An 18264-nucleotide genomic window follows, 5' to 3' on the forward strand; every position below is an offset into this window, starting at 1 on the left:
AGCAACTGTAAAATGCCAAAAATCAGTAATTTTACAGTTGCTAAATTCCAAAAATTAATTAATATAAGTTGCAACAACCCATGAAAACCCAACATCTGGATTTTTTGATTCGTTCCTGGGAAACGCGCGATCGCGCTGAGGCTTTCCATTTAATTCGGGATGTTTTAGCAGAGTACGGTTTACGGTGCGAACCTTACGGCGCAGATCGAGATGTTTATGATGTAGAAGTGCACTATCACAATAAAGGCGGGGAATTTTGGGTAGTTGAACGGCAGGATCAAATAGTCGGTACGGCGGGTTACTATCCCATTGAGCGCGGCAAGAATGCTGTGGAAATTCGCAAAATGTATATTTTGCCAGCAGCAAGGAGACAAGGTTTGGGGAAGTTTTTACTGCAAGAATTGGAAAGTACAATTATCGCTCGCGGCTTTGATGAAATCTGGATAGAAACTGCTAGCGTTCTCAAAGAAGCTGTGAAAATGTATGAAAATAACGGCTATCTGCCGACAACGGGTGTGGAGACGCTAAGGTGCGATCAGGTTTATGTAAAATCTTTAGGTTAGAAGCAAAGTCTAAGAAACCGGGTTTCTGAGAAAATCTCGGTTGGGTGGCAAAATATCTCGGAAGAAACCCGGTTTCTGGGACTGTTGTACTGGGGATTGTTGCAAAGTCTAAGAAACCGGGTTTCTGAGAAAATCTCGGTTGGGTGGCAAAATATCTCGGAAGAAACCCGGTTTCTGGGAATTTTCCAGGTTTTAATTCCTTTTTTGCCGCAGCGGAATCTCGATCGCAAATTCCGAACCTTCTCCCAATACAGAATTGCAGGTAAGCTTGCCGCCATGTTTTTCTACGATAATAGAGTGCGAAATTGCCAATCCTAAGCCTGTGCCTTTGCCGATGGGTTTTGTTGTAAAAAATGGGTCAAACAAGCGCCGTTTCACGTCTTCGCTCATCCCTGGGCCGCTGTCAGCTATCCGCATTGTAACGCAGTTATTGTCGGTTAGTTCGGTGCGGATCGTAATTGCGAGATGTTTGTCTGTGCGCTGCGATTTATTGATGTCCATTTCCACAGCATCGATCGCATTGCTCAACAAATTCATAAATACTTGATTTAACTGACCGGGATAACATTCAACTAAAGGCAAATTGCCGTATTCTTTGATAATATTAATTGGCGGGCGATCGGGTCTGTTTTTCAGGCGGTTTTGCAAAATCAGCAGGGTGCTTTCGATGCCTTCGTGAATGTCAACTTGTTTCATTTCGGCTTCGTCGAGTCTTGAGAAAGTCCGCAGGCTTAACACAATGTCGCGGATGCGATCGGCTCCGACTTTCATAGATGTTACAATTTTTGGTAAATCTTCAATAATATAATCAATTTCAAAGTCTTCTCTGGCATCTAAAATTGTGGCGGGAGGCTGCGGGTATTCCTGCTGGTAAAGTTGCAGCATTTTTAGTAATTTTTCAGTGTATTCGCTAACGTAGCTAAGATTGCCGTAGATAAAATTAACTGGGTTGTTGATTTCGTGGGCGACACCTGCGACTAATTGTCCCAAACTTGACATCTTTTCACTTTGAATTAATTGAGTTTGGGTGCGTTGCAGTTGGTGCAAAGTTTGTTCTAGCTGTTGGGTTTGAGCTTGAGCTAATTGGGCGGTTGTGCGGCTTTGGGTGTACAATTCGGCGTGCTCGATCGCGATCGCAATTTGAGCAATCACTGCTTGCATCAGCTCGACTTCCGAATCGCTCCAATTTCGCAGGGATAGAGCCTGATAGCAGGTGATCGCGCCAACATCGCCTGAAGCAGTGTGAATTGGCAGCGACAGCACTGAGTTAACTTTTGAGGTCTGGAAAAGTTCGCGCAATTCTGCATCTTCAAAAGTGCTGACATCATCAATTCGCAGAATTTGTCGGCGCAAAATTTGCTCGACTCCGGGACTAGATTGGTTTTCTACAACATAAGTACCTAGCAAGCTTGGTAAAGCTGCATTTTTGGCTTCACAAACTATGTCCCAAACAGGAGGATTGCTGTTGGGGCGATACCAAGTGAAGAGGCACCAATCTGGCTGCATCAAATTGCGAATTTCTTGAACGGCGGTTGCTAAAATTGTGTCTAAATCTAAAGAATTGCGAATCTGGTTGGCAATTTGATTGAGCAGTTGTTCTCTCTGAGCTTGCTGTCTGAGGGATTGTTCCGATCGCACTAGCGTTTCTTCTGCAAGTTTACGATCGGTTAAATCTTGGACGACTGCTTCGATAACTTGTTGATTTCCAACTTCGATGATTGTTAGCACGACTTCTGCGGGAAAATCAGTACCGTCTAAGCGCTGGTGCAGCCAATCAAAACGGTTATTGCCGCGTTCAAAGGCGATCGCCATCATTTCGCTAGCCATGCTCAAAGAATCTCTGCCGTTGGGTTGGAAAGGCGGCGAGACTTTGCCAGGATTCTTGCCTACAAACTGCTCTTTGCCAGTGCCTCCAAATAGTTCTATAGTAGCATTGTTGACATCACAAATACCGTTTTCATCTAACATCAAAACGGGCAAACTGGTGAATTCGTAAAGCGAGCGAAATTTAGATTCCGACTGCTGCAATGCGGCTTCTGTTTGCTTGCGATTTGTAATGTCGGCCACCATTGCCAAAGCGCCGAGATAGCGCCCTTCTTTGTCTAACAAAGGATTAGTAGAAACCATCGCCCACAAGTCACTCCCATCTCGGCGCAGGAACTTAAAATCGTGCTGTTCGCGAATTCCTTGACTGCGGCGGTTGAGATTTTCTTCGGCGATCGCCATTCCTTCTGCATCCATGAAAGCAAATAGCGGCTGCCCGATCGTTTCCCCTGGGGTGCAGCCGAGCATATCGGCCATTTTTTGGTTGACAAAAGTAGTGTTACCCTCCGCATCGATCATCCAAATTCCTTCGTCTGCTGTCTCGACAATGCACCTGTATTTTTCTTCGCTTTCCCTGAGGGCTTCTTCTGCTAAGTGGCGATCGGTAATGTTTTGAGTCATCAGCAATCCGCCGGTGATTTCTTGGCGTTCGTTTCTGACTGGCAAAGTGTAAGCGAGGTAAATGCGATCGCCGTAAGTAAATTCTGTAACAACTGTTTCTCCAGCCAGCGCCGCCCGATAATTTGGCTCGACAGCAGCGGAAAAATCCGGCTCGAATACTTCCCAGATTGTCTTGCCTTCCATCAACTCTTTGGAAAGCCCCACAGCGGCTAATTCTGTGCCTTCTACCAGGGTAAAGCGCATTTCGCGATCGAACAGCATCACCGCACCGTTGGGAATGTTGCTGGCCATCGTGCGGTAAAGCTGTTCACTTTTTTGCAGTGCTGCTTCTGCTTGTTTGCGATCGCTAATGTCAATCACAACTGCACCGATGCCGATCGCCTCACCGTCTTTGTCTAGCAGAGGAAAATAAGAGCCTGTGACGTGTTGAATAACTCCCGGATTTATGGGACTTTCAGCGCTCATCTCGATGTTAATTAAGGGAGCTTTTGTTCTCAAAATTTGTTCGTACAAAGGCTCTACCATTGGAGCGAGATCTGGCAATATTTCGCCAGCCGTCTTGCCGATGTGTTCGGCAGGACTCAGAGAATTTATTTCTGCTAGGAATTGATTGATTTGCACGTACCGCAGTTGAGAGTCCATAATGCAAAGTCCTGCCGGCGCCTCCTGCAAAAAAGCATCAAATAGTGCTTGTTTCTGTGCTAACTCTTGTTCTAAATTTTTGCGATCGCTAATGTCCCTGATGCAGCCGACACTTCCAATAACTTCGCCACGAACGTCTTTTAACAGAGAAAGTGACAAGTGCGACTCAAACTCTTCTCCAGACTTGCGCTGCATCATAATTTCCAGCTCGCACTCGCCTGTTTTTTGTAGCTTTTTTGCCACCAATCTAGATAGTAATTCTCGCTGTTGGGGCGGATAAACTAGACCAATATGTTGACCGATTACTTCACTATCCTCATATCCGTAAAGCCTTTGAGCGGCTTGATTCCAACTAATAATTGAGCCGCAGGCATCCGTGCAAATTACGGCTTCGCGAATTTGCTCTAAAATCTGATTTTGTAGTTGCAGTTGCGATTTTGCTTGTTCGATTTCGGCAGTTTGTTGTTGAAGTAATTCCTGATTTTGGGCCAATTCCGCAGTCTGGTTTGCCAGCAATTTTTCTAGATCTGAATCGCAGTGCGCCGCTAATTCCAGCGGCTCGCTATTTTCATTATTCCCATTAAAAATTTTTTCAGCACTCAGGCAAATCGCCCATTCTCCCTCTGTTTCAATTGCTAGCTCGGAAACTCGGACGGGTACGAGATTGTTGTTTTTATGTTTGTATGCTGCTGAACACGGGCCCGTACAGGTATTTTTTGCGGGAATTTCTAAATATTTTTCTCTTCCACCGCAATCAGTTTGCAGAATTTCCCAGTAATTGAGGTTGAGAGTTTCTGCAACCGTGCAGCCGATAATAGTCGCAAAAGCTGGATTTACTTCCAAAAAACTCCCGTCTGTCCGGCACAATGCCAGCCCTAGCGGGCACAGTTCTAATAATTTTCGGTTGCTGCGATCGGGCTTGACTTCTCCTAACTGGCTTTGCATTTGACCTAGCTGGGCTTGGGATACTTAATTATATCTTTTTATTATGTCTAATTTCTGTGATTCTTGTCACTCAGTTAGGAAGTTCGGCAACGAGGCCGAACTTCCTTCTATCCCGTACATTCCTCGTTGCTGAACTTCCTTCTATCCGTTACATCCGTTAAATCCCGTACATAATCCGTTGCCGAACTTCCTGCAATTAATCGCGGGCGATACCTTCGGATCGGGCGGCCAACTGCACTGCACCGGCGACGGCAATGGCAACTCTTTCGTCAAAAACAGATGGTATAATGTGTTCTTTGTCAAGCTGGGAAGGGCTGACTAAAGAGGCGATCGCATAAGCTGCACCCAAATACATACTTGTGGTAATCGTGCGAGCTTTGCAGTCCAAAGCACCTCGAAATATCCCCGGAAACGCCAAAACATTGTTAATTTGATTCGGGTAATCGCTGCGTCCGGTGGCAATAATCGCCGCATCCTCCATAATTAATTCTGGCTGAATTTCGGGAATGGGATTTGCCATGGCAAACACAATTGGATTCTCGGCCATCGATCGCACCATCGATCGAGTGACCACCCCGGGCGCACTGACACCTAAAAATACATCAGCACCGGCCATCGCATCTTCCAAAGTACCGCCCGAATCCACAGCAAATTCTAGTTTTTCTGGGTTCATATCCGTGCGATCTTTGGAGAGAACACCTTTGGAGTCGCACATGATGATGTTTTCGGCACCTGCTTGGCGCAACAATCGGGCGATCGCGATTCCGGCCGCACCAGCTCCGTTAATTACGATACACACTTCTGCGATCGTTTTTTTGACGATTTTTAAGGCATTAATTAATGCTGCCAAACTAACAATCGCCGTGCCATGTTGATCGTCATGAAAAATGGGAATATCTAAGGTTGCCCGCAATCTGGCTTCGATTTCAAAGCAACGGGGAGAAGAAATATCTTCAAGGTTTACTCCCCCAAAAACCGGAGCGATATTCTGCACGGTGCGAATAATTTCCTCGGTATCTTGCGTGTCCAGACAGATAGGAAAGGCGTCAATTCCGGCAAATTCTTTAAATAGCATGGCTTTGCCTTCCATGACTGGCAGTGCGGCGGCTGGGCCGAGGTTTCCTAGTCCCAAAACTGCGCTCCCGTCGGTAACAATGGCAACAGTATTTTGTTTGATTGTCAGGTTGTAAACTTGTTGGGGGTCATTGGCGATCGCAGTACAGATGCGGGCGACTCCGGGGGTGTATGCCATTGCCAAATCGGACTGGCGTTTGAGGGAAATTTTGCTAATTACGCTGATTTTTCCACCACGGTGCAAGTCGAAAGTGCGATCGTACACATCGATCACTTTGATATCGGGTAGCGCTTTCACTGCTTGGACGATTTCTTCGTTATGTTCAATGCTGTAAGCATCGACGGTGATATCGCGAATGGTAGTGGCGCGGCTTTGCTCGATTAAGTCGATTTGGCCGAAGTTGCCGCCCACAGATGCGATCGCGCTGGTGACGCTAGCCAGCATTCCCGGCTGGTTCGGCAGAGCAACGCGAATCGTTAAACTAAAGCTGGGGTTCGGTGTCAGTTTTACCATGATGGCTTGATTTTAGATTTGAGAATTGCAATCTTTGATTTTATCGCCAATGTTAGACATAAAATTTAATAATTCAAATTTTTAACTGAAATTTTTAACAAATTCTATCAGCCTGTGATGCGATCGCCCTATATCTCCCCCTAGGGTGCGTCAGTTTCAATCTGTTTGAATTGTGTCAAAACTTGGGACTGACGCACCCTACTAACTTTGTGGTGCGATCGCACTACTAACTATCTATTTTTTCTAATATTTCTGCTCGCTGCAAACTTAATGAAGATGAAGCAAAACTCTATTTTGCAGCGAGCTGTAAATCCACCTAACTCAACATAAAATATCTATCGCTAAAAGCTGACTGTGTATCTCTTCTTCTTTCTTCCCTCAAACCTCTTCCCTCGAACCTCTTTTTACCCGATCGCGTAGCCTTTATAGTCTTCTTCCCTCTTCCTTGACTTTTAAATCCGTTACATCCGTTACTTGCATCCGTTGCCGAACTTCCTTCTTCCTTCTTCCTTCTGTCAACTGTCAACTGTCAACTGTCAACTGTCAGTAGATGCACGGCTATTTGAGCCGGCAGGTAAAAATCAGATCGACTGACAAGCGGGTTTTTGGTATGTTAATTGTGCCTGCTTGTTTAACACTCTTCCATAGCGAGTGCAACCTTGCTTTCGATCGAATTACCTGCACACTTTGCCCAGAATTCGAGCGACTGTTACTAATAAGCAATCTATCCCGCGCCAATCCTGGCACAGGTTTAGCTCAGCACAACGAGTTGCTGGTTGCTAACTGTCAATTTTAGCGATCGCTCGCAGCATCAGCACAGATAATAGTAAAGATTTTGCAAGCTAGACAATCGGCGGGAACTTTTTCTAAGTTTTGCAGATCGACATATTGCTCTGCCTCGCTGCCGGGGGGGACGATGCACAGGGCAACTTGTCCAACTCCAGCCATGAGCTCGGCAACTCGCTCCAAAATACTGTCAATTTTGGCAATTAGTTGCTCTGCTTTATCCAGACTCGGCGCGATGATGAAAAAGGTTTTGACTCCATCGGGAGAAGGGGCGAAGCCGAGGTTACACTCTCGTAATAGCGCTTGAGTCGAAAGACTCAGAGGGTCATCGAAGCGATGGATTACAGCTTGATAAAAGGCTTGGGTCAGAGAACGATCGCCAAAAACAGGTTGAGATAACATAACTACTTCCTTTCGTAGAATTTTTGCGAGCTTTAAAAAAATATTAACATACCTTAATGTAACTGATTTAAATAAATTATATGGCGATCGCGATCATTGATTAGATGTGATATTTATTGAGTTGTGTAGCGATCGGCATTGTGATAATCTGTAACCTAAGATACTAAACGCTGTGATTGAGATCACATCAGGAAAAAAAAGTTTTCTAGGGGCAATCCCCGCAGCACAGCTAAAAGTTGCGATCGATCGCCCTCAACCTCTAGCGTCTAAAATAAATATCCAATCAAAATATTAAAGATGAACTCGATCGCCCAACAGTTAAAAGCAAGATTTGAAAAAGCCTTCACCTCCGCATTCGGCGAAAGTTATGCCGATACGGATCTGATGCTAGCCGCCTCAAGCAATCCCAAGTTTGGGGACTTTCAGTGCAACGCGGCGATGAGTTTGGGGAAAAAGTTAGGCAAGCCGCCACGGGCGATCGCCTCTACAATCATCGAAAACCTCGACATCGCCGACATCTGCGAAACCCCAGAAATCGCCGGGCCCGGTTTTATCAATTTGAAGCTGAAACCAGCGTATTTGGAAGCGCAAATAAGTGAGATCGCCGCCGACACCCGTTTGGGGATTGAACCGGTGAAAACGCCTCAGAGAATCGCGATCGACTTTTCGAGCCCGAATATCGCCAAAGAAATGCACGTCGGACACTTGCGATCGACAATCATCGGAGATGCGATCGCCCGCACCCTCGAATTTCAAGGCCACGACGTACTCAGAATCAACCACATCGGCGACTGGGGCACCCAATTCGGAATGCTAATCGCCTACCTGCGCGAAGTTCACCCCCAAGCCTTAACAACTGCTGACGCGCTAGATTTAGGAGATTTAGTCGCATTTTACCGCCAAGCAAAACAGCGCTTTGACACAGACGAAACCTTCAAAGAAACCGCCCGCCAAGAAGTAGTAAAACTGCAAGCAGGCGCAGAAGACACCCGCCGCGCCTGGAAACTGCTGTGCGATCAATCCCGCCGCGAATTCCAAGTAATCTACGACTTACTCGATATCAAAGTAACCGAACGCGGCGAATCATTTTACAATCCATTATTGCCCGCAGTAATCGCAGACTTAACCGAATTAGGTTTGCTAGTAGAAAGCGACGGCGCAAAATGCGTTTTTGTAGACGGCTTCACCAACTTTGAAGGCGAACCATTACCGCTAATCGTCCAGAAAACCGACGGCGGCTACAACTACGCCACCACCGATTTAGCAGCCATCCGCTACCGCATCCAAAACGACAATGCAAAGCGCATAATTTACGTCACAGATTCAGGACAATCAAACCATTTCGCCCAAGTATTTGCAGTAGCTAGAAAAGCCAATTGGATTCCCGAAGATGTCGAGATTATCCACATTCCCTTCGGTTTAGTATTAGGAGAAGACGGCAAAAAATTAAAAACCCGTTCTGGGGAAACAGTGCGCTTGCAGGATTTGCTAGATGAAGCAGTCGTCCGCGCACGCCAAGTTTTATTAGAAGAGATATTAAAAAAAGAGGGAAGACAGGAAACTGAGGAATTTATTGCCAACGTATCTCAAACAATTGGTTTGAGTGCCGTTAAGTATGCTGACTTGAGTCAAAATCGTGCCAGTAACTATACTTTTAGTTACGATAAAATGTTAGAGTTAAAAGGAAATACCGCTCTATATATGCTGTATGCTTACGCGCGCGTCCAGGGAATTCGTCGCAAAGGTGAAATTGATTTTGATAACTTAGATGCTGGTGCAAAAGTAATTTTGCAGTCCGATGCCGAGTTGGTATTGGCAAAGCATTTATTACAGTTGAATGAAGTTGTGAATGCTGTTGGTGCCGACTTGTTACCGAATCGGATCTGTCAGTATTTGTTTGAATTGGGTCAAAAGTACAATCAGTTTTTTGAGCAGTGTCCGGTGTTGAAAGCTGAGGAACCGTTGCGGACTTCGCGGTTAATTTTGTGCGATTTGACGGCGCGGACTTTGAAGTTAGGTTTGGATTTGTTGGGAATTCAAGTGTTGGAAAGGATGTAATCTCAAGAAATCAGGACACGGCAGTGCCGTGTCCCTACAATATTATTTTGGGGTAGGGAAACGGCACTGCCGTGTCCTCTGTTGTATTTTGTCAAGATTTTAATTTAGCATTTAATATTTGTAGGGTGTGTCGCCATAAAAAATCCCTAAATTGAATCGACAATCTCATGGCGACGCACCTTACACTTCTGGTTAAGGAAACAAGCAAAAAAAAATATTAACTGGTAACGAGTAACTTTTTCAATAGTACAGATGTTCGGGTAGGGAAACGGCACTGCCGTATCCTCTATTTCCTGCGAAATAAACGCAGATTTCATAACTCATTCAGTTTCATTTCCTGTGCCTTTCCTTCAGCAATTTCTTGTTTTGCGCGTTGGGCAGCAGCCACAAGTTGCGGTTGCGCTTTCTCGAAAGATTCGTCCCATCGAAGCTCATCTTTTAAGTCTTCGATATACTCTTTCAAGTATTCTGCTACTCGCTGCTGTAAAGTTTCTGGCAGAGACTCCATCATCTCGCCGATCGCTGCATCAATACCTTCCCATAGTTCAGAAAGCGGTACAGTCTCTCCTGTCATTGCTTCGTGCCATCCTTGACGAAAACAATCTTCGGCTGACTTCAGCGGTTCCTCATCAGCAAGAACAATGATGCGAACTCGGCGATCGGCAAACTTTGCTGATTGGGCTAGAATCTCTTCCCACGTCCCCTCTAGTTCTAACACTTCTGCTGTCATTATGTTTGATTGTGTAATAGTTGGATTTGGTTAATTGTAGCGCATTTCTCAAATCGAACATTTACGGCTTTTTGTTAACAATCAAGTTCTCCAAAATCTCTTTAAACATCTTGACAGCAATGTGGCGATGATTATCTCTCACAAAAATCTCAAAATTGGGACTTGAATTAATTTCAATTAACCAATATTCCCCATTTGTATCTAGCGCTATATCAAACCCGCCGTAATTAATCCTAATCTCCTCAAAAACAGGCTGAACAAAATTTTCAATTTCCGAAATTATCTCTAAATCGGTAATATGCTTAGCTTTTGCACCCTCCCAGTGCAGCGGGCTTAAATTCCCCGTAAATTTAGCGTTCGATTTATCTTTTTCATACAGCAAAACCAGCTTATGATCGAAGAACACCGCTCGATATTCGTGTCGGATATCAATGCAATCTTGAGCTAGACAAACATAGTCATAATCTTTGCTGTTGACATTAAATATAGTTTCAATCGCTGCTAGAACTTGCTCCTGCGTTTCACAAAGGAAGACGTTGTTTCCCGCCGAACCGCGATTTTTTTTAACAATCACGGGCAGGGAAAATGTTTTGCTCACCTCGGCTACAATTTCTTCACAATCTTTAAATACCAAATATTTCTGATACTTTTCCTCGCAGAAAGGCGAGAGAAATCCTAGAGTTTTTGGAGTTTTAATCTTGCCTTTCAGCAAGTTATAGGTATATTCCTTGTCTTTAAATATCTGTACGATTTGCTCGTTGTTAAACGGCATACTGAAATTAACCAAGTAATAATCTTGACCGTTCAGTTTGATTCTAACTAAGTTTTGGTTGGGCGCGAGGATTTCATAGCTGATATTTAACTCTTGACAAGCTTCGAGAACGAGACTGATATTTGTCAGCATAATTTGCACAGTATAATTTTTTTTCATTCATACTGTACCACACCAGGAAGCCAGGAGTAGATAAGGGCGATCGCTCTTTGCACAAAAACCCTATATCACTCATGCTGCTACTGCTTCATTCGAGCCACTTTCTTCTGGCAAAACATAAAAATCTACATCAATTGCCGCATTCAATTGATGTACTTTTTCAACAATATATTTATCAAAATGAATCGCGGGGATACTGCCACTTCTGTAATAAATGACGCAAGAAATCTCGACTTTACAATGCTTACACAACTCTACCAAAGATAGCCATCCCGGTTGAAGTTGTTCCATCACAGATTTAATGTGAGATTCTAAGTCGTCCGACTTGCTAAGTTGAGAATCTACTCTCCAGCCATTGTACTTTTTGCGGATAGTAGCCTTTGAGTGAATTAAATCGCCAATTTTCCAAGTTTTACTTGGTTTTATGCCGACTTTTTCTGTTACCTCTTCTGGAGATAAGTCAGTTCCAATTAAGGCAAAATAAGCGTAAATCTCTGATTCCATCCTCAGACTCCTGTTTAATGTGATTAGAAATCATTAATGTTTAGATTTGTTGGTTCGCCCGGACTCATGCCGCCTTTAGGTTTGACGTAGATGTTTCCATCTCTGTCTTTGTAAAGGTCTTTCTTAGAAGCATTTTCTTCATTTTTGATTTCGTGGATGTCAATTCCTGCTATTTTTAATCTTTCAATCTCCTGCTTGGTAAGCAGCTTGTCTTGTCTCCAGTTTCGCTCTTCTGCACTATTCCCTGATATTATTTCCGCCATTCCTGACACCAAAAAAAGCTGAGATTCGAGAATCTCTCTCAAACCTCAAATCCAATCAAATTCTACCCAAACAGCCGCTGCTGACCGTTTGCCGCACCTTTCCCGGCATAAATCTCGCGCGTTCCCTTGGGAATATAAATCCAGCCAAACTCTTGCAAGCGGTTGGTCAAATTGGAAATGCTCACTCCCAATTCATCTCTCATTTTGTATAAATGCGACCACTTTGTTAAATCCCGTCCCTGTCTTTTATCTTCCAAAATACATCGGGGCATCAACAAACAGCTTGCAAAATATTGCGCTTGCCATTCGATCGACAAAACCTTATTTTCACCACCCGCGCCCCGACAAACAAACGCTTCCTCGACATCCTGGGCGGTTTTTTCTGTATCGCCCAAATCTAGTTCCAACTGTTCCACATTCCCGTCTGCTTCGTCTTGATTGACGTGCAGCACCCAGTGGCCGATTTCGTGGGCGATCGTCGATTCGATGAACCCCGGCGGTTTTTCCAGAATCAATTCGTTGATTTCGATTAACCGCTGCTGGGGTAAAATCCTGGCGGCGATCGCACCCTCTTCATCCGGCTCAATGTAGTCCCAGACTACGCCCAAATCCAGGAAATCAGCCACCGTTGTCGCTTCAAAAGGCCATTTCGGAGCAAAATTTTGCGTTTTCTGCATCTGCATCAGGATGTCATTTGCCAAACGCTCGATCGATTCTTTGGGATAGAAGCAATACGGTTTAAAAATACTCACTTTTACAGGCCTCTCTTACGCTTCAAAAGATTGTTTGAGCCAATCTGGATTTTCTTGCATCCGCCGGAAAAGAGCCTGCATTTCCTTCGGATTCTGCTTCAGCAGCGCTTCGTACTGCTGAGGCAGTCTACCGGCCAGGAAAATCAATTCCTCTTCGTTGATGTCGAGATTCCGCGCTAATGCTCGGATTACCTCCTCTTTTGGCGCATAATCGGCGCGATCGTTTTCCAACTTCGACAAATAAGTAAAATCCACACTTAGCATACCAGCTAGCTCACGTTGTGAGTAAGCCTTGTCCTTGCGAGCTTGACGGATCAGTCTTCCAAATGTTTGTTCCACGGTTTTTCGCCTCCTGACAAGCATTCTAGCCTGTTTTGATGAAAAGTTCAACAAAAAACTTGACGCGAAAATCAACATACGTTACTATGGGTTTAGTTGACGGTTTAGTCAACCAATTTAACCGTACTGCTGTGGTTAAAAATGCAAATCAGCTAAACCACACGCTACATATAGCGCCATCAACTTTAGAGGAGCGATCGGCGCTGGGCATCAAAACGCTTGTACGCAGCAAATAAGGAGGAACAGATAGCAAATGCTGAGAACCTGGACAGACACGCATTACAAGCTCGAAGACGATGACTGGCTATACATCGCCACCCACGAAGAACAAAGCTCAGCCTCACTGGTTTGTCCGGGCTACGCGCGGGATGGCGAAGGCTTCAGCATCCACTTCACCCCAGCGCACTTAGAAACGTTAGAGCATTTGCTCGCCGCGCTGCGGATTATTAAAGCTCAACAAGAGGCGATGCTTGAGTATACGTATCCAGAACCAAAAGCGACAACACATCTCATTCGGTAATCGAAGGAAGTTCGGCAACGGATTGTGTAACGGATTTAACGGATTTAACGGATTACCAATTACCGATTACCAATTGTCTGTAAATCAATTGTCTGTAAATCAATAAAGAACTAAGGAAAAACGAACCATGACTGCAACAAAAGAAAGACCTACATTTTCCGTATTTGGTGCCAAACCTAGCAATGCTTTGCTAGTACCAGAAATCCCGATCGCCGTTCGCAACAATTGCCAAAGCGGCCAGTGGGCGATCGGCGACACAGACTACGGTTCCAAGTGTTCCATCACAATCCTCAAATTTGCCAAATTCTTCGGTTCCCTCGGTCAAACTTCCCACACACTGTGGGGCCAACTGTGGTTTGTCGCAGAAACCGGCGAACTGCCACAAGGAGTTGTGATGGTGACCTACATCAAAAACCGCAGCTTGAACGATTTTAACCGTTTAGTCGCATCAGTTCAATCGCGCGGCGTAGAGCCTGCAACCGGGATTTTTATTCCCGAATTTGTCAAGCATTCCGGTCAGGTGCGATTCGTTAGCTAGAAACCAATTCCTATCTGGAATTAGGGGGATTAGCTACAAGGTCTATTGACCTTGATAACTTGATAACCATGTGGGTGAAGATAAGTATCCTAGAAAATCCAGTCCCACCCCGTAAGTGCAACGGTGACAGCAATACCCCCACTGTAGAGACTAGCCATCAATCGGTGAAGCGGGGTGTAATGACGGTAATTGGGAACCTTACCCAAAAATCCCGACTAGCAAGAACTCATGGGTAGCGAAAGCAAAGATGTGTTTGAATCATCGTTAAGTGTAACCAGCCAAATAAGGTTGATAGGCTGGAGCCAAAAGGCAAAGGATAGGGAATTGGCGAATTTGGCCTCGACCAATATGCACCTCCCATAAACCCGGTGAATAGCATCGCCCTAAAAGTTCAATCAATGGTTATCAGGAACGAAATAACTCTATGTATGCTCTTGGAAAAGTCGATATCCAAGTAGGTGCTAACCACAAGCTACAAAGAGTGGGATTGAGTCAGAAGCGAACGCCTTATTGTAATGGTAAGGATATGCAGACAGACTCACGGTGATTTGTAAAGTAGAGTCCAAGTAGCAATAAATATGTCTAATACGAGTTTAAAGACTACGGCGGAATGGAATCAGATTAACTGGCAAAAGCTAGAACGTCAGGTTTTCAAGTTGCAAAAACGAATCTACAAAGCCTCTCAACGTGGTGATTTGAAAGCAATTCGCAGGCTCCAGAAAACGTTGATGAAGTCTTGGTCAGCAAGAGCATTGGCGGTTCGTAGAGTTACTCAGGATAACAAAGGAAAAAAGACCGCAGGTGTGGACGGTGTTAAATCATTATCCCCAAAGCAACGACTTGACCTTTTAAGAACACTAAACCTGAATTCAAAGGTTAGCCCCACTAGACGAGTCTGGGTAGACAAACCTGGTACGGACGAGAAACGACCTTTGGGAATACCTACAATGAACGACCGCGCCTTGCAAGCACTTGTCAAACTGGTCTTAGAGCCAGAATGGGAGGCGCGATTTGAACCTAACTCATACGGGTTCAGACCAGGACGCTCATGCCATGATGCCATCGGAGCAATATACAGTGCAATAAATAAGCAACCTAAGTTTATCTTGGATGCGGATATTGCCAAATGCTTTGACAGCATTGACCATGAAACACTGCTAAGAAAATTAAATACATCTCCCACCATTCGCCGTCAGATACGAGCCTGGTTAAAAGCGGGGGTGATGGACGGTAAGCAGTTGTTTCCAACATCTGAGGGAACGCCACAGGGCGGAGTTATTTCTCCATTACTGGCAAACATTGCCCTTCACGGGATGGAAGAACGGATAAAGGAATATGCAAAAACCCTTAACATGAAAAATGAACGGGGGAATCAAAAAAGTTGGCAAATGAAATGCCAAAGCTTAACCCTTATTCGGTACGCCGATGACTTCGTGATTCTCCATGAAGACATAACCGTTGTCCAAAGATGCAGAGAATTAATCTCTGAATGGTTAAAAAGCATGGGATTGGAATTGAAATCAAGCAAGACAACACTAAGTCACACCTTAATCGAATACGAAGGAAAAACCGGATTCGATTTTCTAGGGTTCTCAATCCAACAATACAAGGTGGGACAATATGAGTCAAAGCAAGGTTTCAAAACAATCATCACCCCAAGCCAGAAAAAGCAACGAGAACACTATCATGCAATAGCTAGTATCATAGACGCCCATAAGACAGCACCTCAAAAGGCGCTCATAACTAGGTTAAATCCAGTTATAAGAGGATGGGCAAACTACTACTCTACTGTAGTAAGCAAAGATACTTACTCAAGGTTAGACCATGAAATATTCTACAAGCTAAAAACTTGGGCAAAACGTCGCCACCCCAAACAAAATTGGAGTGAGGGAGCCGGGAATTACTGGCACACAATCGGTGGTAGTAACTGGAATTTTGCAGCCAAAGAAGAAGGTAATAATTTACTTCGGCTACTTTCACACGCCGAGACACCAATAGTGCGTCATGTGAAAGTCAAAGGCAATCTGTCACCCTATGACGGAAATCTAGTTTACTGGAGTACAAGAATGGGAACCAACCCAGAAATGCCTCACATAGTGGCAACACTTCTGAAGAAGCAAAAAGGGAAGTGTGCCTATTGTAAATTGTATTTCAAAGAAGAAGATGTAATGGAGATTGACCACATTGTCCCTCGTTCACTAGGGGGAAAGGAAGAATACAAAAATCTCCAATTATTGCATCGACATTGCCACGATACAAAAACTACTGAAGATGCTTCAGTTAGAGGTTCCTATGACAAAGGACAAATCACTGAGGAGCCGTGTGAAGGGAAACTTTCACGCACGGTTCTGAAGCAGAGACGGGGGAAGTGATTCCCTCGCCGACTGTAACAAACCAGACGACAGCGGAGTAGTAAAACCGATTAATTACTACAGCTTAAAATGGTCGTGGATGGAGCGCAAAGACTGGGCAGTTATCGACCAAGCCGCAGCAGTTTTATCTGATTCCAGCAATCAATCGCGGATGATTGATTTGGAAGGAACCAGGGCTATGGTATGTTTGGACAATCTGCCGGCGCAGCAAGTAGCCTCCTTGATGGCTGCTCACGCTAGCGGTGAAAGTGATGCTATTGCTTTGAATTCCAACGGCGGTATGTCGCTGCCACCAGCGGAAGACAAATCAACTGCTGACTTGTTCTAATTTTGTTGTAAGGGCGCGATTAAATCGCGCCTTTACCATAACTGTTACAACAGAGTGAAATGAAGAAACTAACGAAAATCAAAACCAAACCAAACCTGCAAGAAAGCCGTTTGCGAAAGAATTGCGAACTGTACGACCAAATTCGGGCAGATACAGTTAACGACATCGAAAGTCTGACCCTAGACTTCCAGCACATGACTTTAGTTGCCGAATCTATCCGGCGGAATTACCGAGCTTTGTTAGCCGAAAATCAACTACTAAAAGATACACTTTTAAGTATAGTTGACGAGTGCGATTGCTGGCAAGGAAATCGGTGCGATCGCTGCCAACAAATCCTCAAAATTTTAGCGGGCGACAACCCCGAGCAGAAACCCGATGCAGCCAGAAAATACCGCGCTATTCTCAGCCAACTTCGGAACTTAGAATAGATCAACACGTCTTAGTAACAAGGTCTCTCAAAGTTAGAATCAGGAGGAACAAGCATTATGACACTAGCAACTGCCAAAGATAGCAAATCCCAAATATTGCAAAATTTTCAGCAGATTTTATCCGATAAGAAAAAGATTGAATCAAAAGTCGAAACCAAGGAACAGTCAGCCGAAAAAGCTAAAAATAAACAACTTCTCGAAGTCGCTGCTACCTACACAATTGACAGCATTGTCAAAGGCTTAGCCGACTTGCAATTAGATTTCGGCAGCATCACCAGCGGACTTTCGGATAAACTGAAGGCGGAATCTTCCAAATTAGATGAATTAAAACGCGCGATCGAAATTGAAGCTGAACAATTGCAAGAGTTGCAGCAAATACGAGTTGTAGCAGACGCCCTCCACATTTTAACTCAAGAGCATCAAGAAAAATTGACTGTACTCGAACAAAACGCTACCAGCCAGCGCGAAATTCTCGAAAAAGACACGACCCAAAAACGCAAGATATGGGCGAAAGAACAGCAAGAATTTGATGTAGTAGTTCAAGAAAAAACTGCATTCACAACCAAAGAGCGCCAGGGAGAAATAGCTGATTACCAATACGATTTACAGCGCACCCGCAAAATCGAAACCGACACCTACGAAGAAACGAAGCGCACATTAGAACGGGAATTGCAAGAATCTACCCGTGGAAAAGACAAGAATTGGGCAGAACGGGAAAAATTACTCAGCGACAATCAAGCGGAGTTTGAAAAGAATCAAACTAAAGCCGCAGGGTTTGAAGAAGAACTCAAACAGGCTTATGTTAAAGCCAAAGAAGAAGCAATTCAAGAAGTTTCCCGCGAAGCTAAAGTCAAGGCAGATTTAGCGGACAAAGAATGGGAAGGAAGCAAGCAGGGATATGAATTGAAAGTACAATCTTTACAGCAGACTATGCAGCGCCAAACCGAACAAATTGCCGAAATTTCCGCGCAACTACAAGCCACGATGAAGCAAGCGCAAGATTTGGCAATTAAAGCTTTTGCGAGCAAAGCTTAAAACCCCGTTTGTAGTGAGGACTTTAGTCCTCATTTCCTCAAAACTTAAGGAATAAAGTCCTTACTACGAACTTTTTAGGACTAAAGTCCTTACTC

At 44.5% G+C, this 18264-nt stretch carries 16 protein-coding genes and 2 pseudogenes; 9 read left to right on the forward strand and 9 right to left on the reverse strand.

Annotated elements, in window-relative coordinates:
* The first annotated feature begins 80 nt into the window (after positions 1 to 80).
* On the forward strand, positions 81 to 563 hold the full coding sequence (locus tag QUB68_RS17810) for a GNAT family N-acetyltransferase (RefSeq protein WP_332994929.1): 483 nt from the start codon (positions 81 to 83) through the stop codon (positions 561 to 563).
* A gap of 192 nt (positions 564 to 755) precedes the next feature.
* Here the strand turns inward: QUB68_RS17810 and QUB68_RS17815 are convergent, their stop codons facing one another.
* From QUB68_RS17815 to QUB68_RS17825, 3 genes are all read right to left on the reverse strand, one after another.
* Positions 756 to 4595, reverse strand: a complete 3840-nt coding sequence (locus tag QUB68_RS17815) for a PAS domain S-box protein (RefSeq protein ID WP_332994931.1) — start codon at positions 4593 to 4595, stop codon at positions 756 to 758.
* Positions 4596 to 4791: 196 nt separating this feature from the next.
* The gene (locus QUB68_RS17820) at positions 4792 to 6183 is read right to left on the reverse strand and encodes a malic enzyme-like NAD(P)-binding protein (protein ID WP_332994934.1); all 1392 of its coding nucleotides are present in this window, start codon (positions 6181 to 6183) and stop codon (positions 4792 to 4794) included.
* 792 nt (positions 6184 to 6975) lie between these two features.
* Positions 6976 to 7371, reverse strand: coding sequence for a hypothetical protein (locus tag QUB68_RS17825; protein WP_332994936.1), 396 nt, complete (start codon positions 7369 to 7371; stop codon positions 6976 to 6978).
* A gap of 297 nt (positions 7372 to 7668) precedes the next feature.
* Between QUB68_RS17825 and argS the strand changes: the two genes are divergently transcribed.
* Positions 7669 to 9429, forward strand: a complete 1761-nt coding sequence (gene argS, locus QUB68_RS17830) for an arginine--tRNA ligase (RefSeq protein WP_332994938.1) — start codon at positions 7669 to 7671, stop codon at positions 9427 to 9429.
* A gap of 313 nt (positions 9430 to 9742) precedes the next feature.
* Here the strand turns inward: argS and QUB68_RS17835 are convergent, their stop codons facing one another.
* From QUB68_RS17835 to QUB68_RS17860, 6 genes are all read right to left on the reverse strand, one after another.
* Complete coding sequence (locus tag QUB68_RS17835; protein ID WP_332994940.1) at positions 9743 to 10159, reverse strand: hypothetical protein; 417 nt, start codon at positions 10157 to 10159, stop codon at positions 9743 to 9745.
* 61 nt (positions 10160 to 10220) lie between these two features.
* Entirely contained in the window at positions 10221 to 11090 is an 870-nt protein-coding gene (locus QUB68_RS17840; protein WP_332994941.1) for an ATP-grasp domain-containing protein, read from the reverse strand.
* Between the two features lie 72 nt (positions 11091 to 11162).
* The gene (locus tag QUB68_RS17845; protein WP_332994944.1) at positions 11163 to 11594 is read right to left on the reverse strand and encodes a DUF4279 domain-containing protein; all 432 of its coding nucleotides are present in this window, start codon (positions 11592 to 11594) and stop codon (positions 11163 to 11165) included.
* A 23-nt stretch (positions 11595 to 11617) separates the two neighbouring features.
* Positions 11618 to 11857 carry a polymorphic toxin type 33 domain-containing protein gene (locus QUB68_RS17850; protein ID WP_332994946.1) on the reverse strand — a complete coding sequence of 80 codons (240 nt, stop codon included), beginning with the start codon at positions 11855 to 11857 and terminating at the stop codon, positions 11618 to 11620.
* Positions 11858 to 11919: 62 nt separating this feature from the next.
* Positions 11920 to 12609, reverse strand: coding sequence for an ImmA/IrrE family metallo-endopeptidase (locus tag QUB68_RS17855; RefSeq protein ID WP_332994948.1), 690 nt, complete (start codon positions 12607 to 12609; stop codon positions 11920 to 11922).
* A 15-nt stretch (positions 12610 to 12624) separates the two neighbouring features.
* Entirely contained in the window at positions 12625 to 12948 is a 324-nt protein-coding gene (locus tag QUB68_RS17860) for a helix-turn-helix domain-containing protein (protein ID WP_190739559.1), read from the reverse strand.
* Positions 12949 to 13007: 59 nt separating this feature from the next.
* Here QUB68_RS17860 and QUB68_RS17865 point away from each other — a divergent pair, with 59 nt between their 5' ends.
* From QUB68_RS17865 to QUB68_RS17895, 7 genes and pseudogenes are all read left to right on the forward strand, one after another.
* On the forward strand, positions 13008 to 13184 hold the full coding sequence (locus QUB68_RS17865; protein ID WP_332994952.1) for a hypothetical protein: 177 nt from the start codon (positions 13008 to 13010) through the stop codon (positions 13182 to 13184).
* 17 nt (positions 13185 to 13201) lie between these two features.
* Positions 13202 to 13468: a hypothetical protein gene (locus tag QUB68_RS17870; RefSeq protein WP_006634886.1), complete on the forward strand. Its 267-nt coding sequence runs from the start codon at positions 13202 to 13204 to the stop codon at positions 13466 to 13468.
* A 127-nt stretch (positions 13469 to 13595) separates the two neighbouring features.
* A pseudogene (locus QUB68_RS17875) lies at positions 13596 to 13988 on the forward strand (hypothetical protein); the annotation flags it as partial.
* A 596-nt stretch (positions 13989 to 14584) separates the two neighbouring features.
* Positions 14585 to 16378, forward strand: a complete 1794-nt coding sequence (gene ltrA / locus QUB68_RS17880) for a group II intron reverse transcriptase/maturase (RefSeq protein WP_332994955.1) — start codon at positions 14585 to 14587, stop codon at positions 16376 to 16378.
* A 19-nt stretch (positions 16379 to 16397) separates the two neighbouring features.
* Positions 16398 to 16706, forward strand: a pseudogene (locus QUB68_RS17885) (hypothetical protein); the annotation flags it as partial.
* A 59-nt stretch (positions 16707 to 16765) separates the two neighbouring features.
* Positions 16766 to 17134 carry a hypothetical protein gene (locus tag QUB68_RS17890; protein ID WP_332994957.1) on the forward strand — a complete coding sequence of 123 codons (369 nt, stop codon included), beginning with the start codon at positions 16766 to 16768 and terminating at the stop codon, positions 17132 to 17134.
* A 57-nt stretch (positions 17135 to 17191) separates the two neighbouring features.
* The gene (locus QUB68_RS17895) at positions 17192 to 18169 is read left to right on the forward strand and encodes a hypothetical protein (RefSeq protein ID WP_332994960.1); all 978 of its coding nucleotides are present in this window, start codon (positions 17192 to 17194) and stop codon (positions 18167 to 18169) included.
* Positions 18170 to 18264: the final 95 nt, after the last annotated feature.

Origin of the sequence: Microcoleus sp. A006_D1, from assembly GCF_036702805.1 — a bacterium.
Lineage (GTDB): Bacteria > Cyanobacteriota > Cyanobacteriia > Cyanobacteriales > Microcoleaceae > Microcoleus.